At 63.0% G+C, this 23,659-nt stretch carries 21 protein-coding genes, 1 tRNA gene and 1 pseudogene; 11 read left to right on the forward strand and 12 right to left on the reverse strand.

Annotation, left to right across the window (positions count from 1 at the left end; translation table 11 throughout):
• The 3 genes from AC27VE_RS17225 to pdxK all read left to right on the forward strand — a co-directional run.
• On the forward strand, positions 1-368 hold a 368-nt coding region (locus tag AC27VE_RS17225), incomplete at its 5' end, for an antitoxin Xre/MbcA/ParS toxin-binding domain-containing protein (RefSeq protein ID WP_488704521.1).
• Positions 365-874 carry an RES family NAD+ phosphorylase gene (locus AC27VE_RS17230; protein WP_427956463.1) on the forward strand — a complete coding sequence of 170 codons (510 nt, stop codon included), beginning with the start codon at positions 365-367 and terminating at the stop codon, positions 872-874. The genes AC27VE_RS17225 and AC27VE_RS17230, both read left to right, overlap by 4 nt.
• Before the next feature lie 77 nt (positions 875-951).
• Complete coding sequence (gene pdxK, locus AC27VE_RS17235; protein ID WP_427956466.1) at positions 952-1,815, forward strand: pyridoxine/pyridoxal/pyridoxamine kinase; 864 nt, start codon at positions 952-954, stop codon at positions 1,813-1,815.
• 28 nt (positions 1,816-1,843) lie between these two features.
• Here the strand turns inward: pdxK and cynS are convergent, their stop codons facing one another.
• From cynS to amaB, 8 genes are all read right to left on the reverse strand, one after another.
• A complete protein-coding gene (cynS, locus tag AC27VE_RS17240) occupies positions 1,844-2,287 on the reverse strand; it encodes a cyanase (protein ID WP_006222009.1) in 444 nt (147 codons plus the stop codon).
• A gap of 11 nt (positions 2,288-2,298) precedes the next feature.
• A complete protein-coding gene (locus AC27VE_RS17245) occupies positions 2,299-3,093 on the reverse strand; it encodes an ABC transporter ATP-binding protein (protein WP_427956468.1) in 795 nt (264 codons plus the stop codon).
• Between the two features lie 4 nt (positions 3,094-3,097).
• Positions 3,098-3,940 (reverse strand): nitrate ABC transporter permease, encoded by an 843-nt coding sequence (gene ntrB / locus AC27VE_RS17250; RefSeq protein WP_088590901.1) that lies wholly within the window; start codon positions 3,938-3,940, stop codon positions 3,098-3,100.
• Positions 3,940-5,286, reverse strand: a complete 1,347-nt coding sequence (locus tag AC27VE_RS17255) for a CmpA/NrtA family ABC transporter substrate-binding protein (RefSeq protein WP_488704522.1) — start codon at positions 5,284-5,286, stop codon at positions 3,940-3,942. Before AC27VE_RS17255 ends, ntrB begins: the two co-directional genes overlap by 1 nt.
• Before the next feature lie 135 nt (positions 5,287-5,421).
• Positions 5,422-6,060: a response regulator gene (locus tag AC27VE_RS17260; RefSeq protein WP_006222005.1), complete on the reverse strand. Its 639-nt coding sequence runs from the start codon at positions 6,058-6,060 to the stop codon at positions 5,422-5,424.
• An 8-nt stretch (positions 6,061-6,068) separates the two neighbouring features.
• Positions 6,069-7,184, reverse strand: coding sequence for a sensor histidine kinase (locus tag AC27VE_RS17265; protein ID WP_280029420.1), 1,116 nt, complete (start codon positions 7,182-7,184; stop codon positions 6,069-6,071).
• Between the two features lie 618 nt (positions 7,185-7,802).
• Positions 7,803-9,095 (reverse strand): phospholipase A, encoded by a 1,293-nt coding sequence (locus AC27VE_RS17270; RefSeq protein WP_427961270.1) that lies wholly within the window; start codon positions 9,093-9,095, stop codon positions 7,803-7,805.
• A gap of 221 nt (positions 9,096-9,316) precedes the next feature.
• On the reverse strand, positions 9,317-10,819 hold the full coding sequence (amaB, locus tag AC27VE_RS17275) for an L-piperidine-6-carboxylate dehydrogenase (protein WP_088589256.1): 1,503 nt from the start codon (positions 10,817-10,819) through the stop codon (positions 9,317-9,319).
• Positions 10,820-11,015: 196 nt separating this feature from the next.
• On the opposite strand from amaB, the gene AC27VE_RS17280 reads away from it, so the two are divergent.
• The 7 genes from AC27VE_RS17280 (at position 11,016) to AC27VE_RS17310 (ending at position 16,185) form a co-directional block, all read left to right on the forward strand.
• Positions 11,016-11,765 (forward strand): amino acid ABC transporter ATP-binding protein, encoded by a 750-nt coding sequence (locus AC27VE_RS17280; protein ID WP_006222001.1) that lies wholly within the window; start codon positions 11,016-11,018, stop codon positions 11,763-11,765.
• Between the two features lie 106 nt (positions 11,766-11,871).
• On the forward strand, positions 11,872-12,663 hold the full coding sequence (locus AC27VE_RS17285; protein ID WP_488704523.1) for an ABC transporter substrate-binding protein: 792 nt from the start codon (positions 11,872-11,874) through the stop codon (positions 12,661-12,663).
• Positions 12,664-12,734: 71 nt separating this feature from the next.
• Positions 12,735-13,427, forward strand: coding sequence for an amino acid ABC transporter permease (locus AC27VE_RS17290; protein ID WP_006221999.1), 693 nt, complete (start codon positions 12,735-12,737; stop codon positions 13,425-13,427).
• Positions 13,428-13,429: 2 nt separating this feature from the next.
• Positions 13,430-14,119, forward strand: coding sequence for an amino acid ABC transporter permease (locus AC27VE_RS17295; RefSeq protein WP_488704524.1), 690 nt, complete (start codon positions 13,430-13,432; stop codon positions 14,117-14,119).
• A 16-nt stretch (positions 14,120-14,135) separates the two neighbouring features.
• Positions 14,136-15,428: an NAD(P)/FAD-dependent oxidoreductase gene (locus tag AC27VE_RS17300; RefSeq protein WP_488704525.1), complete on the forward strand. Its 1,293-nt coding sequence runs from the start codon at positions 14,136-14,138 to the stop codon at positions 15,426-15,428.
• 13 nt (positions 15,429-15,441) lie between these two features.
• Positions 15,442-16,026, forward strand: coding sequence for a helix-turn-helix domain-containing protein (locus AC27VE_RS17305; protein ID WP_006221996.1), 585 nt, complete (start codon positions 15,442-15,444; stop codon positions 16,024-16,026).
• Positions 16,027-16,108: 82 nt separating this feature from the next.
• Positions 16,109-16,185 (forward strand) — tRNA-Arg (locus tag AC27VE_RS17310).
• Between the two features lie 1,230 nt (positions 16,186-17,415).
• On the opposite strand, the gene AC27VE_RS17315 is transcribed toward AC27VE_RS17310, so the two are convergent.
• The 4 genes and pseudogenes from AC27VE_RS17315 to AC27VE_RS17330 form a co-directional block, all read right to left on the reverse strand.
• Positions 17,416-18,396, reverse strand: a complete 981-nt coding sequence (locus AC27VE_RS17315; RefSeq protein WP_488704526.1) for a hypothetical protein — start codon at positions 18,394-18,396, stop codon at positions 17,416-17,418.
• 1,418 nt (positions 18,397-19,814) lie between these two features.
• On the reverse strand, positions 19,815-20,093 hold the full coding sequence (locus AC27VE_RS17320; protein ID WP_427957265.1) for a BrnA antitoxin family protein: 279 nt from the start codon (positions 20,091-20,093) through the stop codon (positions 19,815-19,817).
• 52 nt (positions 20,094-20,145) lie between these two features.
• Positions 20,146-20,910 (reverse strand): LysR substrate-binding domain-containing protein, encoded by a 765-nt coding sequence (locus AC27VE_RS17325; protein WP_488704569.1) that lies wholly within the window; start codon positions 20,908-20,910, stop codon positions 20,146-20,148.
• A 48-nt stretch (positions 20,911-20,958) separates the two neighbouring features.
• Positions 20,959-21,156, reverse strand: a pseudogene (locus AC27VE_RS17330) (LysR family transcriptional regulator); the annotation flags it as partial.
• A gap of 236 nt (positions 21,157-21,392) precedes the next feature.
• On the opposite strand from AC27VE_RS17330, the gene AC27VE_RS17335 reads away from it, so the two are divergent.
• Entirely contained in the window at positions 21,393-23,642 is a 2,250-nt protein-coding gene (locus AC27VE_RS17335) for a nitrilase-related carbon-nitrogen hydrolase (RefSeq protein WP_488704527.1), read from the forward strand.
• Positions 23,643-23,659: the final 17 nt, after the last annotated feature.

Below are 23,659 nucleotides of genomic sequence, written 5' to 3' on the forward strand. Positions count from 1 at the left end.
TGGGCGACGCCCAGCCGCCCGCCAGCCTGCAGTGCGCCGGCGCATTGCTGCAGGCGCTGCGGCAGACCTATCCCGACGATTTGGGGCGCTGGTTTCCGCTGGTGCCCGAACAGGCGCCGGTGCGCGCCCGCGACGTGTCACGCGAATTGGGGCTGGACTTGTCGGACTTGCGGGTGCTGTACCGGGCGTTGCGGGTGACCTGGCTGGCCGAACTGGTGTTTGGCGGCCGCGAGCAGGCGCGCCAGTGGCTGTGCAGCCCCAAGCGGCGCCTGCTTGGGCGGGTCCCCTTGTCGCTATGCCAGCATGGGCGGCACGCCGGGATGATCGAACAATGGCTCGTCAATATTGATGAAGGAAACGGTCCATGATTGCGCTGTGGCGCTTGAGCAATAGCCAGGACCTGCAGCCGCGGGCCCGGCCTGCGGGCCGCTGGCATGGCGCCGGCGCGCCGGTGGTGGTGCTGGACGCGAACCCGGCAGCGGCCGTGTTCGCGCGGCTGGCCTTGTCTGAGGTGGGGCATCCGCGGGCGTTGCCCAGCCACTATTTCCTGTTGGAGGTGATGGCGCCGGACCATGCCGTCAGCGATGCCGACCCGCCCCTGCACTGGGAGACCGACCTGCCCGTGACCCGGGCGGTCGGCAATGCCTGGCTGGCGCGCGGCGACACCTTGCTGCTGCGGGTGCCGTCGCCGGCGGGCGGCTTCCAATACCTGCTGAATGCCGCCCATCCGCAACTGGCGCAATGCCAGATCGTGTCGTCGGCGGCGTATCCCTATGCGCCGCATCTGGCGGGTATTGCGGACGCGGTGATGGATGGGGCGGGGTGGCTGGTGGCGGCGGGCCGAGAGGGCGGACGGGACAGCGGACGGGACTAGGGCCGGTTATGGCCCTAGAATGAGGCACAGCCGGCGCTGCGCCGGCTGGCAACTTGTTCCCGTCAGGAGCCCGCCGTATGACCGCAATCTCCGCTGCCCCCGCGCCGGGCGCAGCGTTGCCCGCCTACACCGCGCAGGTGGACATCGTTTCCATCCAGTCCCAAGTCGTCTATGGCTACGTCGGCAACAACGCCGCCATGCCGATCTTCCGCCGCGCGGGCCTGCGGGCCATCGCGGTGCCCACCGTCATCTTGAGCAACACGCCGCATTACCCCACGCTGCATGGGGGCGCGGTGCCGCTGGATTGGTTCGAAGGCCTGTTGAAGGGGCTGGACGAGCGCGGGGTGACCAAGGTGGCGCGCGCCGTCGTCTGCGGCTACCTGGGCCAGCCGGGGCAAGCCGATTTGCTGGCGCGCTGGCTGCCGACGGTGCGCGCGGCGCGCCCGGACCTGCGCGTGCATATCGACCCTGTGATGGGCGACCGCAACGACGGCCTGTATGTGGACGCCGGCCTGGTCGCGCAATACCGCGATTTGCTGGTGCCGCTGGCCGACGGCATGACGCCGAACCACTTCGAACTGGAACTGCTGGTGGGCCGCCCCCTGGCGTCGATCGACGACGTGGTGGAGGCCGCTCGTGAATTGATCGCGCAAGGGCCTGAATGGATCGTCGTGACCAGCGCTGCCCCGATGGCAGCCGCCCCCGGCACCTTGCAGCTGGCGGTGGTGACGGGGGACAAGGTCAGCGTGGTAACCCACCCCGAGATCGCCATCCCGCCGTCCGTGCATGGCACGGGCGACGTGTTCATGGCCAGCCTGACGGCCAGGCTGCTGACCGGGCAGGACCTGCCCGAAGCGGCGCGCGAGGCCGCAGCCCAGGTGACGGCAACGCTGGAGCGCACGCGCGAACTGGCCTGGGAAGAGCTGGCGGTGGAAGACTAGGGCCAGGCCCCAGATGGGGCCTCTCCCATCAGTACGTCTTGTACGGCAGGAACTTGCCGCTCATCACGATCTGCACGCGGTCGCCCTTGGGGTCGGCCTCGCGCGACAGGTCCATCTTGAAGTCGATGGCGCTCATGATGCCGTCGCCGAACTCTTCATTGATCAGCGCCTTGAACGTGGTGCCGTAGACGCTGATCAGTTCATAGAAGCGGTAGATCAGCGGATCCGTCGGCACCGACGTCGGCAGGGACCCCTTGTAGGGCACCACTTGCAGTTGCACCACGGCATCGGCGGGCAGGTCCAGCACGCGCGCGGCGGCCAGGGCCTGTTCCTCGGTCAGCGTCATCTGGCCCAGCAGCGCGGCCGTGGTCCATTCTTTGCTCTGGCCGACGGCTTCGGCGATGGCGGTCCACGTCAGCTTCTTTTCCAGCTTGCGGGTGACGATCAGTTCGGTGACTTCAGCGCGGGACATCATGATGGGATTCACTCCTTGTGGGATGCCTTGTCGACCAGGAAGTCGACGAGATGGTTGCGGATTTCGTAGTAGCGGGGCTCGTGGTGCAGGCTGGCCCGGGTCCGGTCGCGCGGCAGGTCCACGCTGACGGATTCGGCGATGCGGGCATAGGGGCCCGCGCTCATCAGCAGGATGCGGTCCGACAGCAGGATCGCTTCGTCCACGTCGTGCGTGATCATGAATACGGTCTGGCGGGTTTCCTGGACAATGCCGCGCAGCTCATCCTGGATGGTGCCGCGGGTCAGCGCGTCCAGCGCGCCGAAGGGCTCGTCCAGCAGCAGCATCTTAGGCTGGATCGCAAAGGCGCGGGCAATGCCCACGCGCTGCTTCATGCCGCCCGACAGCTCGCAGGGCTTCTTGCCGGCGGCTTGCGCCAGACCCACCATGTCCAGATAGCGCAGGCTGTGTTCGCGCACCTGGTCGCGGTCGTAGGCCGGCCAGCGCGACCGCACGCCGAATTCCACGTTTTGCAGCGCGGTCAGCCACGGCAGCAGCGCGTGCGCCTGGAACACCACGCCGCGTTCCAGCGACGGTCCGGCGATCTGGCGGCCGTCCATGATGACGATGCCCTCGTTGGTGTCGTCGATACCGGCCAGCACATTCAGGATGGTCGTCTTGCCGCAGCCGGAATGGCCGATCACGCAGACGAACTGGCCCTGTTCGATCGTGAAATCGATGTTCTCGAAGACGGGCGGCTGGGGCTGCCCGTTGCGTCCCGGGTAGCGTTTTCCCAGGCCTTGTACTTGCAGGAAAGCTTGGCTCATGGCGTCATTCCCGATAGCTGACCAGCCGTGCGGCGCGCGCCAGCAGGGTATCCAGCAGCATGCCGATCAGGCCGATGAAGAAGATGGCGCAGATGATGTTCGCGATGGACAGGTTGTTCCATTCGTTCCAGACGAAGTAGCCGATGCCGGTGCCGCCGATCAGCATTTCGGCGGCCACGATGACCAGCCAGGCGATGCCCACCGAAATGCGCATGCCGGTCATGATGGTGGGCGCGGCGGCGGGCAGGATCACCTGCAGGGCGGTGCGCAGGCGCGACACCTCCAGCGTGCGCGCCACGTTCAGCCAGTCCTGCCGCACGGCGCCCACGCCGAAGGCGGTGTTCACCAGCATGGGCCACAGCGAGCAGATGAAGATGACGAAGATGGCGGACGTGTCGGCGTCCTTGATGGTGTAGAGCGCCAGCGGCATCCACGCCAGCGGCGAGATCGGCTTGAGCACCTGGATGAACGGATCGAAGGCGCGGTAGACGGTCTTGGACATGCCGATCAGGAATCCCAGCGGAATGGCGGCCAGCGCCGCCAGGCCAAAGCCCGTCAACACGCGCGCCACCGAATAGGCCAGTTGTACGCCGATGCCCTTGTCGTTGGGGCCGCGGTCGTAGAACGGATCTTTCAGGTGCTGCCACAGTTGCGCGCCGACGTCGGCGGGGCCGGGGAAGGGTGTCTTCGACCCGCTGGCCGCGGCATTGCCGACCAGCGCGGCGTAGGCCGGGTCCACCGTCGCGCCCCCCGTGTTGGTGCGTGTGGCAACGTGCCACAGCAGCAGAAAAGCCAGGAACAGGGCGACGGACAGGAACGTCGCCCGCCAGTGTTGCACGGACCGCATCAGGTCCTCCGGATCTTGAAGCCGGCCAGATAGGCCTCGGGTTGGGCGGGGTCGAAGGGTTTGCCCATGACGCTGAAGGTCTTGGCCGTTTCGGCGGGCGGGGTCAGGCCGGATTCGCGCATCAGGCGCAAGGCGTCGGTCGCCAGGAAGACCTCGCTGGCCACCTTCTGGTAGTCCACGTCGCCCTTGATCTGGCCCCAGCGCTTCATCTGCGTGAGGATCCATACGGCGAAAGACTGCCAGGGCATGGGATCGAAGTCGATGCGGTTGGGATCGGTCAGCACCTTGCCCAGCCCGTCGGCGTAAGTGCCGGTCAACACCTGCTCCACCACGGTCACCGGCTGGTTCAGGTAGTTGGGCGCCGCGATGGCGGTGGCGATTTCCTTGCGGTGCGCCGGGTTGCGGGCGTAGGCGGTGGCTTCGATGATGGCCTTCAGCAATGCCTGGTAGGTATTGGGCATCGTCGTCACGAATTCCTTGCTGGCCGAGAAGGCGCAGCAGGGATGGCCGTCGCAGATCGCCTTGGACAGCGTGTGGATGAAGCCCACGCCGTCATAGACCGCGCGCTGGTTGACGGGGTCGGGCGCCAGGAAGCCGTCGATGTTGTCGGCGCGCAGGTTGGCCACCATTTCAGGCGGCGGCACGGAACGGATCTGCACGTCGGTGTCGGGGTCCAGTCCGTGTTCGGCCAGGTAGTAGCGCAACAGGTAGTTGTGCATGGAATAGTCGAACGGCACGGCGAACTTGAAGCCTTTCCAGTCCTTAGGATCGCGCCGGTCCTTGTGCTTCATCGACAAGGTGATGGCCTGGCCGTTGATGTTCTCGACGGCAGGCATCGTCCACGGCACGGCGCGGCTGGCGCCCACGCCCATCGAGATCGCCAGCGGCATCGGCGACAGCATGTGCGCGGCGTCGTATTCGCCCGACATGGCCTTGTCGCGGATCAGCGCCCAGCCGGCCGTCTTCACCACTTCCACATCCAGCCCCTGCTTGGCATAGAAGCCCATGGGGTGCGCCATGATGATGGGTGTGGCGCAGGTGATGGGGATGAAGCCGACTTTCAGCTTCTGCTTTTCCAGCGGGCCGGCGGATTGCGCGAAGGCTTCGCGGGCGGCAGCCAGCGGGAAGATCGACGCGATGGCCGCCATTGCCGTGCTGCTGCCCACCGCGCGCAGGAAGCGGCGGCGCAGCGCATCCTGCGGGAAAAGGGCGCGCATCACCGCCTGTTCGACGGCGGTATCCGTGGCGGATTGCCGAGCGGCTTCGTGTTCAGCCTGCGAGGCGTGGCGGCCGCAACCGCAGGCAAGGCGGGTGTCGGCGTCGAACGGATTGCTGAATAGGGACATGGGATGGCTCCGGCCAGACTGGGTTGGAGCCATCATGGGGCCGGCCGCGCAGGGCCGGTATCCCGGGTTCGACGATATGCATGTAGTGCCTTTACTACGCGGTGCGGGCCGTGCGCCGTGCTGGTGCGCGGGCGACTACGGCGCACCCAGCTGGTGCGTGTTGGCGTAGGCCACCAGCTCCACCAGCGTGCGCACGCCGAGTTTTTCGAAGATGCGGCTACGGTAGGTGGAAATGGTGTTGACCGACAGCGCCAGCTGTTCGCCGATGGCCGATACCGAACGGCCGGCCACCAGCAGTTGCAATACCTGGAATTCCCGGTTGGACAGCAGCTCGTGCGGCAGGCGTGAGCTGTCCTGGCGGACGGTCTGGGCCAGCAGTTCGGCCACGGCGGGGGTGACGTACATCTTGCCGGCCGCGGCGTTGACCAGGGCGGCCAGCAGTTCGTCGGGGTCGCAGCCTTTGTTCAGATAGGCGTGGGCGCCGGTACGCAGCGCGCGCACGGCGAACTGCGTTTCGGGGTAGACGGACAGCATCACGACGCCCAGCGCAGGGTAGTCGGCGCGCACGGTCTTCAGCACGTCCAGGCCGTCGCGTTCACCCAGCGCCACGTCCAGCACCATGGCGTCGTAGCGGGCCTGGCGCAGGGCGCGCAAGGCGGACGGCGCGTCGGCGGCTTCGTGCACGAGGGCGACGCGGGGATCCTCTTCCAGGATGCGCGCCAGGCCGCGGCGGATGATCAGGTGGTCATCGACGATAAGCAGGTTCAGGGCCATATTGCGTGTCAGGGTGGGTTAAGGCGCAGGCGGGCGCGCATGCCGGCGCCAGGCGCGCTGTCCAGCGCGAGGTCGCCGCCGATGCCGCGGGCGCGCTCACGCATGCCGAGGATGCCGAAAGTGCGAGGCGTTTCGGGCAGCTGCATGCCGATGCCGTCGTCTTCCACGGTCAGCAGCAGGCCGTCTTCGCTCCAGGCGGCGCTGACGCTGACGCTGCGGGCGCGGGCATGACGCTGCACGTTGGTCAGCAGTTCCTGGACGATGCGGTAGACGGCGATTTCGGCGTTGCGGTCCAGGCGCCGCCGTTCGGTGTCGGGCGGGCACAGGTAGCGGCATTGCAGGCCCGTGCGGGCCTGCAGATCCTGCAGCAGCGTTTCCAGCGCGGCCCACAGGCCCAGGTGGTCCAGGACGACGGGGCGCAGGTCGCTGAGGATGCGGCGAGTGGCGCCCATGGCGGTTTGGGTGACTTCCAGCATGCGATCGACGTGGGTCTGCAGCGCGGGCGTGGCGCCCAGTTGGCGGCGCAGCCAGTTCAGGTCCAGCTGCAGGGCGGTGAATGACGCGCCCAAGTCGTCGTGGATGTTGCGGGCGATGTGGGCGCGCTCTTCTTCGCGCAGGCTGGACAGGTGTGACGACAGGCGGCGTAGCGAGTCGTGGGCGTCGCTGAGTTCAGCGGTGCGTTCGCCGACGCGGCGTTCCAGTTCGCGTTCGATGCGCTTGCGGTCGGTGATGTCGGAGAAGGTGACGACGGCGCCGACGACTTCCTGGTCGTTGAGGATGGGGTAGGAGGCGTATTGGGCGTCGAAGCAGGACCCGTCGCGGCGCCAGAGCACTTCGTCATCGACGCGTTCGCCGCGGCCTTCGCGGAACGCCCGGAAGATGCGGCAGTCGTGGACGGGCATCAGGGCGCGGTTGGCGTGGGAGTGATGGATCAGGTAGTGCATGTTGCGGCCAACGACTTCATCGGGCGTGTAGCCGAGCATGGCGGCGCCGGGGCCGTTGATGAAGATGCAGCGGCCGCGCAGGTCGATGCCGTAGATGCCTTCGCCGGCGGATTCCAGCAGCAGTTCCAATTGCCGACGCCAGGCGGCGTGGTGCGAGAGGTGGTTCAGGTCGGCGAACATGACTGTGTGTCTTTCCGGGGGTGATGCCCCGGCCCCTTGCGAGTTTTTTCGCGTGCTTTTTTTTGGTTTTCGGGGGAGTTTACGCTTACGTTCGCTGCGTGGTGTGTGTTTGCTGGCTGGGGGTGTTGGTTCTTTTGGCGCCCGGGGTGGCGGCGGCCTGGGGGGCGCGGGTCAACGATTGCGGTCCGGAGCCTTCGCTCCGGACTGCCCCGTCGTCATCCTCGTTGCCGCCTACGGCGGCTGCCTTCGGATTCCCTCGGGCTTATCGACTCCCCGCGCCCCCCAGGCCGCCGCCACCCCGGGCTCGGGAAGTTCATGCTCGAAGTCAGCGGGGTAGGGCGGAGTGCTTGGCATCCTGTTGGGGAGTCAGCGCAAGTTTGGAAGATATCGCGGGGTCGCCCATCGCCTGCCGCGCGGGCGGCGGGCGATGGGCATTTGGGCGGGGAACGTGGACGGATGCTGAACGCGTCCGGGGGGAGGGGTGGCGGACTGGGCGCCCTGAATGGGGCGTCGCCGCATTGGTGGATATGACGAACCCCGTAGGATGGGTGGAGCGCGGCATGCCCGTCACGCGCAACCCATTGCGGATCGCGCGTAACCCATCACACCCCGTCCGCCTTACGGCACCAACGACAACCCGATACGGAACTGCGATTCGTTGCGCTGGTTGTATCCAAGCAGCGTTTCGCCGTAGCCGTTGAAGTACTGCAGGTGCAAATACCCGTTCATGTTCAGCCACGTACGCTGCAGCGGCCATGCGAAGTCCAGCTGGGTCGTGCGGCGTTTCTGGTCGCCCTGGCGGTACATCGCCGACACGACGGCGCCGTTGTCTTGCGCCCAGCGCAGTTGCCAGTCGACGCGGCCGGCGTAGTCGGCGTAGTCGCGATTTTCGTCGGCGACGGCGAAGTAGGCTTTGACCTTGGGGGCGAAGGTCAGGGTGCTGCCGCCGTCGAAGCGGTAGTGGAAGCGCGGCTCGATGTAGCCGTCGTTGACGGAGCGGGAGTCTTCGCCGTCCTTGCCGTTGGAGTTGTGTTCGACGCCGGTGTTCATGCCGAAGCGCCAGTTCTGGTTGGCGGACTGCCAGATGTTGTCCGACAGCCAGAAGGCGCTGGGGTTGAAGGTGGTGTCGATGAAGGGCATGGAGTCGCCCTGCAGGTCCCACAGCGAGGTCTGGGTGTAGGCCAGGTAGAAGTTCTCGCCCCACGTCGCCGGGCGGTCGCCGCTGGGGCTGAAGAGGCGGTACTTGGCGCTGATCTGGAAGCGGGCGGTGGTTTGGCCGCGGGTGCCGATGTCGAAGTAGACGGGCTTGTATTCCGAGATCGAACTGCGGAACCGGTCGAACGCTGTTTGTTGCGCGACGGTGGGGATCACTGCGGCGCTGGGCGCGGGGCCGCCTTCGGGCGAGGCGCCGACGGCGGTGACGGCGGCAGGCGGCACGGGTTGGCCGCTGCGGGCATCCACCACGGGACCTTGCGCGGGCGTGCTGGCCAGCGTGCCGCTGTCGCGGCCGGTGGCGTCCAGCGCCATCATGGAGGGTTGGCCTTCGATGGAGACAGCTTGCAGGCCGCGCGCGGTGCTGGGCACGACGGCGGTCCACGCCATGCGCGCGAAATTGTTGACCGGCACGCTATAGCTGGCGCGGTCGCCGGCCAGTTTGGCCAGGCTACGCACGATCTGGCCGTCCTGGCTGCGCCATTGCAGCACGAGCTCCGGCGGCGCTTCCCAGTTGGCGCGCGCGCTGCCTTCATTGAAGTACACCGCTTCGATGGTGACGGTCTCGCCAGGGGCGGCGGACGGGCGGTCCAGGCGGTACGACACGCCGGCGGCGGCTGAGCCTGCGGCGCCCAAGGCGACGATGGCCGTCAGGGTGCGCAGGGAGAATGAGGGGGCGGTGAGACGTCGTGGGGACATGGGCGCAATGTGTTTTTCTTGTGACGAGGCAATGTAGCATCGCGCGCCGAAACTGTTTGTAAGGCAGGCTTATCGGATGTAGAGGGTGTAATAAACGAGTGTTAATCAGAAGGTGATGGCATGGCATGCGGCGCGGGCATCCCGCCATCCGCCGTGCATGCAACAAGGCCCCGCGCATTGTCGACAATGCGCGGGGCCTTGTATTTCAAGCCTTGCGGGGCTTATTCGCCGAACTTGATGCCCTGCGCCAGCGGCAGGTTGCGCGAATAGTTGATGGTGTTGGTCGCGCGGCGCATGTAGTTGCGCCAGGCGTCGGAACCCGATTCGCGGCCGCCGCCCGTCTCTTTTTCGCCACCGAAGGCGCCGCCGATTTCCGCGCCGGAGGTGCCGATGTTGACGTTGGCGATGCCGCAGTCCGAGCCCGATGCCGACAGGAAGGTCTCCGCTTCGCGCAGGTCATTGGTGAAAATGGCCGACGACAGGCCTTGCGGCACGCCGTTCTGCAGCGCCAGCGCATCGGTGAATTCCTTGTAGCGCATCACGTACAGGATGGGCGCGAAGGTCTCGTGGCAGACGACGTCCGTCTGGCCGGGCATTTCGGCGATGGCCGGGCGCACGTACCAGGCGTTGGGGTATTCATCGGCCAGCACGCGTTCGCCGCCAGTGACCTTGCCGCCTTGCTCGCGCGCGGCCTTCAAGGCGTCTTGCATGGCGTCGAACGACACGCGGTCGATCAGCGGGCCGACCAGGTTGCCGCTGTCCAGCGGGTTGCCGATGGGGGCGCTGGCGTAGGCCTTGTGCAGGCGTTGGACCAGTGCGTCGGCGACGCTTTCATGCACGATCAGGCGGCGCGTGGTGGTGCAGCGTTGGCCGGCCGTGCCGATCGCGCCGAAGACGATGCCGCGCGCGGCCATGTCCAGGTCGGCGGTGGGGCCGACGATGATGGCGTTGTTGCCGCCCAGTTCCAGCAGCACGCGGCCGAAGCGTTGCGCCACGCGCGGGCCCACCTGGCGGCCCATGCGGGTGGAACCTGTGGCCGAGACCAGCGCCACCGTGTGCGAATCCACCAGCGCTTCGCCGACTTCACGGCCGCCGATCAGCACTTCGGACAGGCCGGCGGGCGCGTCGCCGAAGCGCTGCATCGCCTGGGCGAAGAGCGCCTGGCAGGCCAGGGCGGTCAGCGGGGTCTTTTCCGACGGCTTCCACACCACGGCATTGCCGCAGACGATGGCCAGTGCGGCGTTCCAGGACCACACGGCCACGGGGAAGTTGAAGGCGCTGATGACGCCGATGACACCCAGCGGGTGCCACGTTTCCATCATGCGGTGGCCGGGGCGCTCGGACGCGATGGTCAGGCCATACAGCTGGCGCGACAGGCCGACGGCGAAGTCGCAGATGTCGATCATTTCCTGCACTTCGCCTTCGCCTTCCGCCACGATCTTGCCGGCTTCCAGGCTGACCAATCGGCCCAGCGCGGTCTTGTTCTCGCGCAGCGTTTCGCCCAGCAGGCGGATCAGTTCCCCCCGGCGCGGCGCCGGCACGTCACGCCAGGCCAGGCTGGCCTGACGCGCACGGGTGATGGCCGAATGGGCTTGCGCCACCGTGTGTTCGTGCACCTGGGCCAGTTCGGCGCCGTCGATCGGGCTGCGTGCGGTCAGCGTGCCGCCGGTAAGCGCGGCCGCGTTCAGGCCGAGCGCGCGCAGGATGTCTTGGGGGGTGTCCATGCCGGTTCCTTGGATTGCCAGCGAAGCCCATGTCTTCGCTTAAGGGTTATGCCTAAGTGGCGATTCTGGAAAAAAATTTACTATACGAAACTCCAGCGTGAATTGCGAAACTTTTTTTTCTTAACCGGCTTTAGCGCCGCTTCCCTCGAGAGGCCGCCCCGGGGCCGGTTTGGAAAACCTCTTTCGGGGTGCATCAGTGGCAGACGCTTTACTTGATGTCCAAGCAGTCACCAAGACCTTCCAGCGCGACGGCCAGCCGCCGCATCGGGCGCTGGACGGCGTCGATTGCCAGCTGAACCGGGGCGAAGTCATGGTGGTGGTCGGGCCTTCAGGCTCCGGCAAAAGCACCTTGCTGCGCACGCTGAACGGCCTGGAAAGCATCGACAGCGGCACCATCCGGGTGGACGGCGTGTCGCTGACGGACCCCGCCACCGACGTGAACCGGTGGCGCACCGAGGTCGGCATGGTGTTCCAGCACTTCAACCTGTTCCAACACCGTACTGCGCTGGACAACGTTGCGCTACCCCAGCGCGTGGTCCGCGGGCGCAGCCGCGCCGACGCCGAACGCTATGCCCGCGACCTGCTGGGCCGTGTCGGCATGGGGGATTACGGCGAGCGCTATCCCAGCCAATTGTCCGGCGGCCAGCAGCAGCGCGTGGCGATTGCCCGCGCGCTGGCCATGGACCCCAAATTGATGCTGTTCGACGAAGCGACGTCCGCGCTCGACCCTGAAACCGTGGGCGGCATCCTGGAACTGATGCGCGGCCTGGCGCGCGACGGCATGACGATGGCTGTCGTGACGCACGAAATGGGCTTCGCGCGCGACGTCGGCGACCGGGCGCTCTTCATGGATGCGGGCCGCATCGTGGAAATGGGCACGCCCGACGAGGTGTTCTGTCATCCGAAAGAGCCGCGCACGCGCGCCTTCCTGGAAAAGATTTTGTAGTCCAAGCAAGCCGGTCCGGCTAAATCCGGGCGCTGCCGGCCTTGCGGCAACACCACATGCTTTGCCCGGAATGACAAGGTTTCATCCACCTCTAGGGGATATTGAAATGCTGAAAATCAAACAATGGCTGGGCGTGGCCAGCGTCGCCCTGGCGGCCGCCACCGTGGCGCTGCCGGCGCAAGCCGATGAACTGGGCGACATCATCAAGCGGGGCGAACTGCGCGTGGCGGTGCAGACCTCGGGGCCGCTGATGAGCTTCATGGACAAGACGGGCAATCGCACGGGCTTGGCGGTGGAAGTGGCCAAGCGCATGGCCGACGACCTGGGCGTGAAGCTCGTCCTGCAAGACTATGAATGGAAGGGCCTGTTGCCCGCGCTGCTGTCCGGCAAGGCCGACATGGTGGCAGCCGACATGACGCCCACGCCGCAGCGCGCGGCCCAGGTGCTGTTCTCGGCGCCGATGTTCTATGCCGAGACCGTGGCCGTCGTGCCCAAGGATTCCCCGTACAAGTCGTACGAGGAACTGGACAAGGCGGGTGTGAACGTCGGCGTGCTGGGCGCCAGCACCTACGCCGAAGTGGGCAAGAAGATGCTGCCCAAGGCCACCCTGAAAGAGTTCTCGGGCGGCAGCGCCCCGGTCGGCCAGGCCCTGTCCAGCGGCCGCCTGGACGCCGGCATCATGTCCATGTCCACCGCCAACCAGTTCCTGGTCGACTTCGGCAACCTGCGCGTGCTGGACGGCGTGATGGTGCGCGAACCCCTGGCCTTTGCCGTCGGCCCCAACGCTTTCCGCCTGAAGTTCTGGCTGGACAACTGGCAAACGCTGAAGACCGCGGACAACACGCTGCCCGAGCAGGTGAAGTACTGGTACTCCACCGACTGGAAGAAAGACCATTAATCACTTGGGCCTGCGCAAGGCTTCTTAGTGTCAACAGGCTCTAGCACCGCTACGGGGAGACCGGACCGCCCATGGACTGGCTGATCGATTACTACAACTGGCGCATCGTCAGCCAGTACACGGGCCAATTCGCCACCGGCCTGGCCAACACGCTGATCGCCGCGGGCGCAAGCCTTGTGCTGTCGGTGTTGGCCGGTGTGCCGCTGGCGCTCTTGCACATGTCGTCCAAAGCGGCCATCTGGCGCCCCGTGGCGGCCTACGTGCAATTCATCCGGTCTACCCCGTTGCTGGTGCAGATCTACCTGGTCTATTACGCCGTGCCCATGCTTATCCCGGGCGCCAAGGGCTGGAGCGAGATGGTGCTGGGCATCCTGGCGATGACCCTGCACCACGCCGCCTACATGAGCGAAATCATCCGCGTGGGCATCGAGTCGGTGCCGCGCGGCCAGATCGAAGGCGCCAAGGCCTGCGGCATGAACTATCAGCAGCGGCTGCGCTACGTGGTGTTGCCGCAGGCCTTCGTCAACACGCTGCCGCCCTTGCTGGGCCAGACCGCCGTGCTGATCAAGGACACCTCGCTGCTGTCGCTGATCACCGTGTTCGAACTGGTGGCAGCCGGCGTGCAGATGAATAGCGACCGCATCGTGCCCAACGAAAGCTTCCTGACCATCGCCGCGGGCTATCTGCTCATCTACGGCGTCATGCTGTTGTTGTCCCGGGGCGTGAGCCTCTGGCTGGCGGGTCCGGCCTGGAACGCGAGGTAAGCATGCTGGATTCCTATCTTTCCACCGCCGGCGTCGTGCTGCCTTTCTTGCTGAAAGGCTTCTGGGAGACGCTGAAGATCTCGTTCGTGGCCATCATCGCGGGCTCGCTGTTGGGCTTCGTGATCGGCGTGATCCGCAGCTACCGCATCCGCGGCATCCACCAGTTACTGGGCCTGTACATCCATATCCTGCGCGGTACGCCGTTCCTGGTGCAGCTCTATATCTTCTACTTCGTACTGCCCAGTTCCGGCATCGAACTTCTGCATTGGGATTCCGGTACCGCGGCCTTCGTGTCGCTGTCCGTGTACACGTCCTGCTATGTGGCGGAAATCGTCATGGGCGCCATCCAGTCCGTGCCGCGCGGTCAGACCGAAGGCGCCATGACCCTGGGCCTGCGTCCCCTGCAGATCCTGCGGCTGGTCATCCTGCCGCAGGCCATGCGCCTGATCGTGCAGCCCATGAGCGGCGTCTACGTCATGCTGATCAAAAGCACTGCCATCCTGTCGGTGGTCGGCATCACGGAGCTGACCCGGCAAGGCGAGGTGTTCATCATCACGTTCCCGGCTAAATCGCTGTTCATCTACGGCATGATCGCCGCCATCTATTTCATCTACTGCTACCCGTTGCTGCGCCTGGCCAACTGGCTGGAAAAGCGCCTGACGGGTGGTTTGCAGGGCGCAAGCCTGAACTGACACGGACCCCACCGGCATGGCCTCCGAGTACATCGACACCTATTACAAGCGCACGCTGTCAGACAGCGCGACCTACTATCCGCCGCTGGCGGGCGCCTGCAACACGGACGTCTGCGTGGTGGGCGCCGGCCTGGCCGGGCTGTCCACCGCGCTGGAACTGGCTCGCCGCGGGCGCAACGTCACCTTGCTGGAAGGCAAGCGCGTCGCGTGGGGCGCGTCGGGCCGCAACGGCGGATCGGTCTCGCCGGCGTTCTCGGCCGGCGCCGACGCCATCAAAAAGCACGTCAGCGAAGACCACTATCGGCAGCTGTACCGGCTGTCCATGGAAGGCGTGGAGATCATCCGCGACAATATCCGCAGCCTGGCCATCGCCGACGCGCACAAGGTCGACGGGCGCCTGCGCGTGGTGCGCTATGAAGCGACCGATGCGCTGAACCAGTGGTGCGATGCCCAGCGCCGCGACTTCGGCCGCGACGTGCGCTTCCTGACGCGCAGCCAGGTGCGCGAGCGCCTGGTGTCGGACGTCTACCACCAGGGTGTCGAAGACCCCGCCTCGTTCCATTTCCATCCGCTGAACTACGCGCGGGCGCTGGCCCGCGAATGCGCCCGGCTGGGCGTACGCATCCATGAAGATTCCCCGGTCATCGGCGCCGCCCTGAACGGCGCGGTCAAACACCTGCAGACCGAGCGCGGGCAGGTCGACGCCCGCACCGTCGTGCTGGCCACCGGCGGCTACACGGGCGACGTCGTGCCGGCCCTGCGCCGGGCGATGCTGCCCATCGCCACCTACATCATGTTGACCGAACCCCTGGGCGATCGGGTGCGGGAGGCCATCCGCAGCACCGCGGCCATCGGCGACGACCGCCGCGCCGGCAACTATTACCGGGTGCTGGATGGCGGGCGCATCGGCTGGGGCAGTAGAATCACCACCCGTGTCGACGACCCGCCCGATCTGGCCGAGTCCCTGCGCCGCGAATTGCTGTCCGTCTACCCCCAATTGCAGGGGCTGCGCGTCGAGACCGCATGGTCGGGGCGCATGGCCTACGCCCGGCACCTGATGCCGCAGATCGGCCTGTTGGCGCCGGACGTGTGGTATTGCACGGCGTTCGGCGGCCACGGCATGAACACCACGTCGATCGGCGGGCGCGTCGTGGCCGAAGGGATCACGGGCGACACCCAGCGCTACAAGCTGTTCGAACCCTTCGGACTGGCATGGAACGGGGGCAGCCTGGGCGCGGCAGCGGTTCAACTGACCTATTGGTCTTACCAGGCGCGCGACTGGTGGCGGGAGCGCACAACGCGGGCATGACAAGGTACACAGGATGCAAGGCAACAAACAGAGCGCATTGGCACAACGGCTGCGAGCCCTGCGCCAGGCGCGCGCTTGGACATTGAAGCAGGCAGCGGCGGCCACGGGCGTCGCCGCGTCCACGCTGTCCAAAATCGAGAACAGCCTGCTGTCGCCCACCTATGACAACCTGATCAAGATTGCCGCCGGCCTGGACCTGGACGTGGCCGAACTATTCACGGCGTCCGACGCGCACATGGGCACCGGCCGCCGCAGTCTCAGCCGCCAGGGCGAAGGGCGCCAGTACGAAACCCCGTACTACGACCACCGCCTGCTGTGCACCGCGTTGTCGCACAAGCGCATGATGCCGTTCCACACGCGGGTCAAGGCGCGCTCGTTCGACGAATTCCAGGACTGGAGCCGCCACCGCGGCGAGGAATTCGTCTACGTGCTGGAAGGCGAGGTGCAGCTGTACACCGAGTTCTATGAACCCGCGCGCCTGAAAGCCGGCGAAAGCTTCTATATAGACAGCCGCATGGGGCACCGGGTGATCAGCCTGAGCAAGGACGACGCGATCGTGCTCTGGGTGTCCACGCACGCGGATATCGAAGAAGAGTAGGGCGGCATCCGTCCCGCCCACCTTTTTCCGCAACAAGGTAAAATGCGGCGCCCGGATCTCTTCCGGGGCGCCAAAAGACTGCGCGGCAGTAGCTCAGCTGGATAGAGCACGGGCCTTCTAAGCCCGGGGTCGGGGGTTCGAGCCCCTCCTGCCGCGCCATAGGACTTCTTTAAATCAACGGCTTGGTACCAAACAATTTTTCTAAGCCGCCGTTGTAAACGCGCACTCAATTTTTCAATTGGGGCGGGCGTGGATTTTGTTAATAATCTTTATTAATAATTAGCCTGTTGTGCCGCATCGTCTGCATTTTCTTTTGCCACCAACCTTCACTTCGTGGTCAAGAAATTTTACCCATTCATGATCTTCTCGTCCTGTTTCAATGGTCCCGCAGTCACGGCATTTGCTAATTAATCTGCAATTTTCGTCCTTTCCATTATTTTTGTATTCGTGAACTACTTGTTCTTCAGTGCTTCCGCAATGTTTGCACTCTCGAATGGAATTGCAATTTGAATAGTTGATTTTTTTCCACTCGGTGTAAGAGTGTTTGTTTGTTGTCACGTAAGTATGGCAATCGGGGCATGTCTTTCCCATTGAGCATTCCGGGCCGCCGGCAGTTTTTTGCCAATCTCCTGCATGCCATCCGGTCGCACACTTGGCAGAAAGCGCAACGCTTTTTACTACGTCCCAAAAACCCATTTTTCTCTCTAATCAGAATTGAAGTTCGGTCCCGTATTCATATATGGGAAATAAGAAATATTAAAGTCAAGCCACCATCTTCATGTGCTATTGTGCTTCGATAACACAGCCACAGCCACAGCCACAGCCACTGACTCTTAAGGACTATGGGGGGCAGAGCTATAGAACTCTTCCTCAACCGGCTTTAAGCCTCAGCGCACTTAGCCGTTTTTTAATCCAAAGAAATTTTGCCAATAGCGTTCTAGTTGATTTATGTCCTCATCTGGAGATACATTGCAAATGAACGATAGTCGTATCGTCTCGCCAGCTTTAACAGCTTGCGCCATCCGTCTATGTATGGGCCTGAACTTTGTCGGTTTGCTCTTTCGATATGGCTGGCCGGTTAACAAATTAATAACATTGCGTTTGTACTGAGTGCGAGGTCGGTGCGCTCCCCCGGAGGCTTTGCCGACGTATCTACAGACAATATTTCCGTGGGAATTAAGAATTTCCCATAGATATATAAGCGCTCGAGCAGGGTCGATATTTCCAGGTGATTCCGTGAAATTCATTGGCTTTTGTGGATATTCAATCGGATGGCTAGCGGGCAATAATTCATACAAAGTATTGATCGGGTGAGGTAATGCACGCTACGGTCGAAAAATTGTGCCCCATTATGCGTGAAGCCTCGTGCCCGGTGGATCATCACCACGATCACGCTCCCGTCCAGCCTCCGCCGGTATGTCCTTTAGAAGATTGGACAGCGAAAACGACTGAGTCCAGTACGGCAAGGTTTGGAATGTCATTTCGATGGATTTGCGCGATCATCAGCGCCTTGCGAATCACATCTTCGACTTCAAGGTAAGCGTTACGGCGACCGAGATCGGCTGGGTCGAAATGCATCCTGTGGCCGATGTACGCTTTCCAGCGGGAATCCAGAGGGATGACATTATGGGCGAGGCCAGTATTTACGAGGATGTTGCGAATCTGCTTGTGGCTGATTCCATATAGTTCGTCGGCATCTAGGCTCCTGCTAAACCTCGCCGAAGTGGCAATTTCGTGATCGTTCGTGAGGCCGCGTGCTAAATCGAGGAAGACAGATAGTCCTCCCCCAGATCTTCCATTGACTAGCAGATCGTCAAGTCCTCTTGTGGTTACGAAAGCGCGTCGAGCTGCTAGGACCAGCTCCCTTTTCTTCCCCGTCATCCGGTTCAAACCTGCTGCGGCAAGTTCAGCGGCAATCCAATCCGGATTCTCGCCATTGGCAATAACGGACGGCAGATGCATAAGTGACGATTCGCCCTCGGCGAACCGACCAAGAGGGGTATCGGGGTCACTCTTTTCCTGGCTTGAGAATCCGCAAGTGATGTACTGCCGCCACAGATCAGAGAAAGTCTTTACGGGGTCGGCAAGTCGTCTAAGGCGTGCATGCGCGTTAGGTACAGCGGTAACGGGCGGCAAATTTACAAATAGCTCCGCAATTTCTTCTGCGGCAGTACTTGGAATGATCTTCGCAATTCTTTTTTTCAGTCTACTTCCTGACCTTGATGCGGGTACTGCATTTAGAATCTGGTCGCAGCGCTCCACCACGACGTCATGTCCGAGGCAAAGTGCATTTCGGCGAAGGTTATGTACTTCAGGCTTAGACAAGCTTCGAATACGTTCGATCGGCCAATTGTCAAACTGAGCAGTCAAGAGCCCTCCCTTTGTCGCAGAAATATGTCAAAAGCTACTGATGTTTTCAATATGATATCAAATACTTCTTCGTGGGGCGAGAGGCATGTATTTAGGAGACCATTACTCGGTCGTGGGTTGCACAGGGAGCAATTTGAACTGTCCAATTCGGGGGGAGGTCAGGAGGCATCGTCCCTATCGCAGCTTGGTATGTCCGTTCGGATAGCACACGTACCTCCCCGTCTAAACCGCATTGCCAGAGTCGTCATTGATCGGAGGCAACTCTGGAGCACTCGTAAGTGGACTACGCTCCTTTCCTCCCGACGGCGACTCCCGTCAAGTAGTTAGCTTTTCAATCTGCTAGCGTGGTGATTCGGCCGGTTCATTCTTGAGCGAATTGCTCTACATTGAGTTCGAGTTCGATGATGAAATCGGTGCAATCCGTTATGCCTCGATACGTCCACTTCACGGTGCCCTCGACATCCGTGACTGGGAGATGAACACAACCCACTGGGTAATTAAGGATGAGGATCTTTTCGATGTGCTAACTAGGGCGGGCGTGATCAGGACTAGGGTAGAGACTCCGAAAATTTATCGTTCCGATTTGCCGGCACCAAATGCGCCCCAGGAGCAGGCAGATAACGTTGGCACCTTTGTTGGGACGATACTGCGGCTGAGTGGCGCGAACAGTGAGGTCTTCTATCGCGGGCGCTCCAAACGCAAGGGCTATCTGCTCGAGCCATCCCTACTCAGAAAGGATGCGAAGGGCACACTAGCGGATCCGTGCCATTTGAGAGTGAAACCTCAATGTCTCGGTTGCGTGGCGCTCCAAGCTCGGAGCGCGTCTTAACTTCGACCCATTCAGCACTACCGCCCACTCGGGAGAGCGGGCGACGTTGATGTACAGCACCGGGAATGCCCCCCGTGCCATGGAACGAGGCTGAGCGTCGAGTGCGAATGCAGTGCGAAGGGCTGCATCCCGTAACGTGCACCTAGTTGCATGTTTATGGGAAGGGAGGAAATGCTCATATTTCAATGCATTAGGGGCGGTCTGGTGTTTCTGTGAACCCTGACGTCCTAATATAAGGGTTCGAGTCCCTCCTGCCGCGCCAAAATCTTTAGTAAATATAGGGAGTTACGGGCGATGTGCGTTCGCTAACAGGCTAATCATTAGAATAAAAATGCCTTCGTTAGAACTTTACTCTGCCGCAAGAGCCCTCACCACGCACCGGTCGTAATGCTTATGGGGTGTTGTTGGGTTGGCGTTCCTCGAGCCAAAGCCGGGGTTTTACGTTGGCGCCTTCGCGTGGACGTTACTGTACGCGACAGCAATACCCCTAATGCTTGCAGTTCCGCAAGCTGACTAGGACAAGACCCGGCGTGGCACGTCGGACTCATACGCCGGAAGTTGCAGGTTCGATCCCTTCTTGCGCAACCATTCAATGCGGGGCGTGGGTTTTCAGCCAATCGCGCAGGGCTGCATCTACTTTTGTCTGCCATCCGGAGCCGGTGGCTCGGAAGCGTTCCAGAACGTCCGGAGACAAGCGGATTGTGATGCGTTCTTTGGTGACTTCGGCCTTCGGGCGGCCCATTTTTTTCATCCGCTTGAAGTCGGCCGTGTTGAGTTCGTAGGTATCCGGGTCTGCGGTGATGCCACGGTTGATGGCCTCGTCCTCTTCCCGAGTGGGGACAATCGTCCCTTGCTTAAGCTTCGGCATAAAGGTTCACCTCTCTTGAATTTGCCTTGCGCAGGCTGATGATGCGCCGTTCTCAGCTTCCGTTATTCAGCATCTGCAATTGCATGGACGGGGTCTGGCGGGTAACCGCGGCATGCTGCGCGAAATGCTGATCGCGTTGATGGCGGAATTCATCGGCTTCGGCAAGCATCCACCCCTGCAGCGCGGCGATCTGTTCGGACGGCTGGTGCGCGGTCGCGAAGAAGTAGGATGCGGGTGACGGCGCGAAGATGCCGAACACATCGATCAACCGGCCTGCCAGCACGTCTTCGAAAACGATCGCGGCGCGTCCCATCGCGATGCCTTGCCCGGTCATGGCCGAGCCCACCGCCAATTGCGACAAGTTAAAGCGTTGGCCCAGGTGCAGGTCCGGCAACTCCACGCCGGCATGTTCCAGCCAGGTGCGCCATTCGATCAGGGCGGGTGCCCCCGCCCATGCAGAGTCGTCATGCAGCAGGAAGTTCGACCGCAGGTCTTGAGGGGTCAGGATTTCGGGGTGCGCTGCCAGGAATTCCGGACTGGCGACGGGAAAGATCCATTCATCAAGCATTGCCACGCCCTTGGCGGGCGCCGTCTGCGCGGGGGTGAAGCAAATCATGGCGTCGATGTGTTTGCCAGGAGGGTGCTTGTCGTCCAAGGGCTGCACTTCGGCCTGCACGCGTAGGGGTATGTCAGGATGGCATCGAAAAAAGTCTCCCATGCGGGGCATCAGCCAGCGCATGGCGAACGAGGGCGCGCAAATCATTTCCATCGGTGCGGTCATGCGTTCCTGGCGGATTTCACCGATGACCGTATCCATGCAGCGAAAGGCATCACTGACCACGCAATGCAATCGTTCGCCTTCCGCGGTAAGCAGGACTTCCCGGGGTAATCGCTGGAGCACGGGCACTTCAAGCCAACCTTCAAGCTGCTTGATTTGCTGGCTGACAGCACCCTGGGTGATGTGAAGTTCTTGCGCCGCACGGGTAAAGCTGCCGCAGCGCGCAACGGCCTCGAAGCAGCGCAACCAAGTCAATAGAGAGGGTGAGAAACGCGTCTTCATCATCTGCTTCGTTAGTTGGGTGCCATTCCCCAGCGTGGTGCAGGATTGGCATGAGACGGTGCGAAAAAAACCTCATCGCGGTGCAGCAAATTGTGCGTTGCCCGATCCCGGCGATTGTCTGGCCTGAGATTAGTGCCGCTAATGGGCTGGGCCAGTATAAGTCGTTTGTATCGTCTTCTGATCAAGGTGACTATGCAGCCATCAGCGACCACATGCAGGTCGACTTCACGGAGACGAAGATGGCACGGCACATCACGATCGGCGCGGCGCAGCTTGGCCCGATTGCCAAGGGAGAGGGCAGGGAAGCGGTGGTCAAGCGGCTGATCGCATTGCTTCGGCAAGCCAGTGCCCGCGGCTGCGAACTCGTGGTTTTTCCCGAACTGGCACTGACCACCTTCTTTCCGCGCTGGCTGATTGAACGCGGCCCCGAGCTGGACGCCTGGTACGAGGCGGAAATGCCGAATGCGCAGACGCAACCGTTGTTCGATGAGGCGCGCGCCTTAGGCATTGGCTTCTACATCGGGTATGCGGAGCTAGCCGTCGAAGACGGCAAGACGCGCCACTACAACACGTCCATTCTGGTCGGTGCGGACGGGGAAATCATTGGCAAGTACCGCAAGATCCATTTGCCCGGGCATGTGGAGCCGCAACCCGGCCGCGACTCCCAGCATCTGGAGAAGCGCTATTTTGAACCGGGAAATCTGGGTTTTCCCGTATGGGACGCCTTTGGCGGCGTGGTGGGCATGTGCTTGTGCAATGACCGGCGCTGGCCCGAAACCTATCGGGTGATGGCCCTGCAAGGCGCGGAGCTAGTCGTGCTGGGCTACAACACGCCCAATGACCACACCGGCGACGGTGCGGTGGATGGCTTGTCCAATTTCCATAACCACCTGGCCATGCAGGCAGGGGCGTATCAGAACAGCACGTGGGTCGTGGGCACGGCCAAGTGCGGCCGCGAAGAGGGGTCCCTGATGATCGGGCAGAGCGCCATCATCGCGCCCTCCGGCGAAATCGTGGCGATGGCAACGACTCTTGAAGACGAACTCGTGACCGCGCGCTGCGATCTGGACATGAGCAAGGTGTATCGCGAGACATTCTTTGATTTCGCGCGCCATCGCGAGCCACAGCACTACGGCTTGATTGTCGAGCGCAAGGGCGTGGGTCCGGCCTTGACCAAGAAAGTGGCCACTCGCGCCCATGCCCCCCTTGATGCCTGCGTGAAAGGAATGCCGGGCCTGATCGGGGCGGTGCCCATCGAGGACATCGCCAAGCAGGGATGGAACGTATTGCGCGAGGATTTGCCGCTGCCGCTGGCAGTAATCAGGCAAGACGCCTTGCATCACAACAGCGACTGGATGCGCCGGTTCCTGGAAGAGCGCGGCTCGATTTTCGCGCCCCACGGCAAGACCACGATGAGCCCCCAGCTGTTTGATCTGCAACGCCGCGATGGCGCCTGGGGCATCACGTTGGCGACCTGCCATCAGGTTCAGGTCGCACGCCAGTTCGGCGCGAAGCGGATTGTGTTGGCGAACCAGCTGGTCGGCAAGCAGTCTGTCGCGTACATCCTGCAGGCACTGCGCGACGATCCGAGCTTCGATTTCTATTGCCTGGTGGACGACGCGGCGCATGTCGAAGCCCTGGCGCAGGCCGCCCGCGAGGCCAATATCGGCAGGCCGCTGCAGGTGCTGCTTGAAGTGGGATATGCCGGCGGCCGTACCGGGTGCCGAGACGATGCGTGCGTGCAAGCGGTGATTGCCGCCTTGAAGCAAGCGTCCCCTTACCTGGCCCTGCGTGGGGTGGAAGGATTCGAGGGTTTGATCAAGCCCTTGCCCGACCAGGATGTGGAAACGCAGATCGCCGCCTTCCTTGCCCGCATGATTGCCACCGTGCAGGCGTGTGAAGCCCAGCAGGTGTTTGCCGACGGCCCGATTCTGCTGAGTGCCGGTGGCTCGTCTTTCTACGACCTGGTGACACGGCACTTTTCCCCGCTGCATTTGTCGCGCGAGCACATGGTGTTGACCCGCAGCGGCTGCTACCTGACGCACGATTCGCATCTCTACAAAGAGGCCTTCGCTCGATTGAAGGATCGCAGTCCGGATGTTGCCAGCCTGGGGCATGGCTTGCGGCCGGCGCTGGAAGTCTGGGGCTATGTGCAGTCCCGGCCAGAGTCAGGAAAGGTCATCGTCAATCTCGGAAAGCGCGATATTTCGCCCGACCATATGCCCCCCGTGATGGGGTGGTTCCGGCCGGGCACGGATACCGTACCCGCAGCTGGCGCGGCACCTTCCCCCTTGTCGCCCGGTCACGTCGCGACTGGCCTGGATGATCAGCACTGCCACATGAGCGTTCCCGTCGATTCACCCTTGCGCGTGGGCGACATGGTGTGTTTCGGCATTTCGCACCCGTGCCTGACGTTCGACAAGTGGGAGGCCATTCTGATGGTGGACGAGCGGTATGACGTGGTAGGAGCCATTCGCACTTACTTCTAAGCAGCTTTCATTCTTTT

The sequence above is a fragment of the Achromobacter sp. 18P8.1.1 genome (assembly GCF_057799415.1).

Bases quoted from the DNA above. Each gene is read 5' to 3' on its own strand.
- AC27VE_RS17230 (WP_427956463.1), top strand. From the start codon at position 365: ATGATTGCGCTGTGGCGCTTGAGCAATAGCCAGGACCTGCAGCCGCGG.
- pdxK (WP_427956466.1), top strand. From the start codon at position 952: ATGACCGCAATCTCCGCTGCCCCCGCGCCGGGCGCAGCGTTGCCCGCC.
- cynS (WP_006222009.1), bottom strand. From the start codon at position 2,287: ATGTCCCGCGCTGAAGTCACCGAACTGATCGTCACCCGCAAGCTGGAA.
- AC27VE_RS17245 (WP_427956468.1), bottom strand. From the start codon at position 3,093: ATGAGCCAAGCTTTCCTGCAAGTACAAGGCCTGGGAAAACGCTACCCG.
- ntrB (WP_088590901.1), bottom strand. From the start codon at position 3,940: ATGCGGTCCGTGCAACACTGGCGGGCGACGTTCCTGTCCGTCGCCCTG.
- AC27VE_RS17255 (WP_488704522.1), bottom strand. From the start codon at position 5,286: ATGTCCCTATTCAGCAATCCGTTCGACGCCGACACCCGCCTTGCCTGC.
- AC27VE_RS17260 (WP_006222005.1), bottom strand. From the start codon at position 6,060: ATGGCCCTGAACCTGCTTATCGTCGATGACCACCTGATCATCCGCCGC.
- AC27VE_RS17265 (WP_280029420.1), bottom strand. From the start codon at position 7,184: ATGTTCGCCGACCTGAACCACCTCTCGCACCACGCCGCCTGGCGTCGG.
- AC27VE_RS17270 (WP_427961270.1), bottom strand. From the start codon at position 9,095: ATGTCCCCACGACGTCTCACCGCCCCCTCATTCTCCCTGCGCACCCTG.
- amaB (WP_088589256.1), bottom strand. From the start codon at position 10,819: ATGGACACCCCCCAAGACATCCTGCGCGCGCTCGGCCTGAACGCGGCC.
- AC27VE_RS17285 (WP_488704523.1), top strand. From the start codon at position 11,872: ATGCTGAAAATCAAACAATGGCTGGGCGTGGCCAGCGTCGCCCTGGCG.
- AC27VE_RS17290 (WP_006221999.1), top strand. From the start codon at position 12,735: ATGGACTGGCTGATCGATTACTACAACTGGCGCATCGTCAGCCAGTAC.
- AC27VE_RS17295 (WP_488704524.1), top strand. From the start codon at position 13,430: ATGCTGGATTCCTATCTTTCCACCGCCGGCGTCGTGCTGCCTTTCTTG.
- AC27VE_RS17300 (WP_488704525.1), top strand. From the start codon at position 14,136: ATGGCCTCCGAGTACATCGACACCTATTACAAGCGCACGCTGTCAGAC.
- AC27VE_RS17305 (WP_006221996.1), top strand. From the start codon at position 15,442: ATGCAAGGCAACAAACAGAGCGCATTGGCACAACGGCTGCGAGCCCTG.
- AC27VE_RS17320 (WP_427957265.1), bottom strand. From the start codon at position 20,093: ATGCCGAAGCTTAAGCAAGGGACGATTGTCCCCACTCGGGAAGAGGAC.
- AC27VE_RS17325 (WP_488704569.1), bottom strand. From the start codon at position 20,910: ATGGATACGGTCATCGGTGAAATCCGCCAGGAACGCATGACCGCACCG.
- AC27VE_RS17335 (WP_488704527.1), top strand. From the start codon at position 21,393: ATGGCACGGCACATCACGATCGGCGCGGCGCAGCTTGGCCCGATTGCC.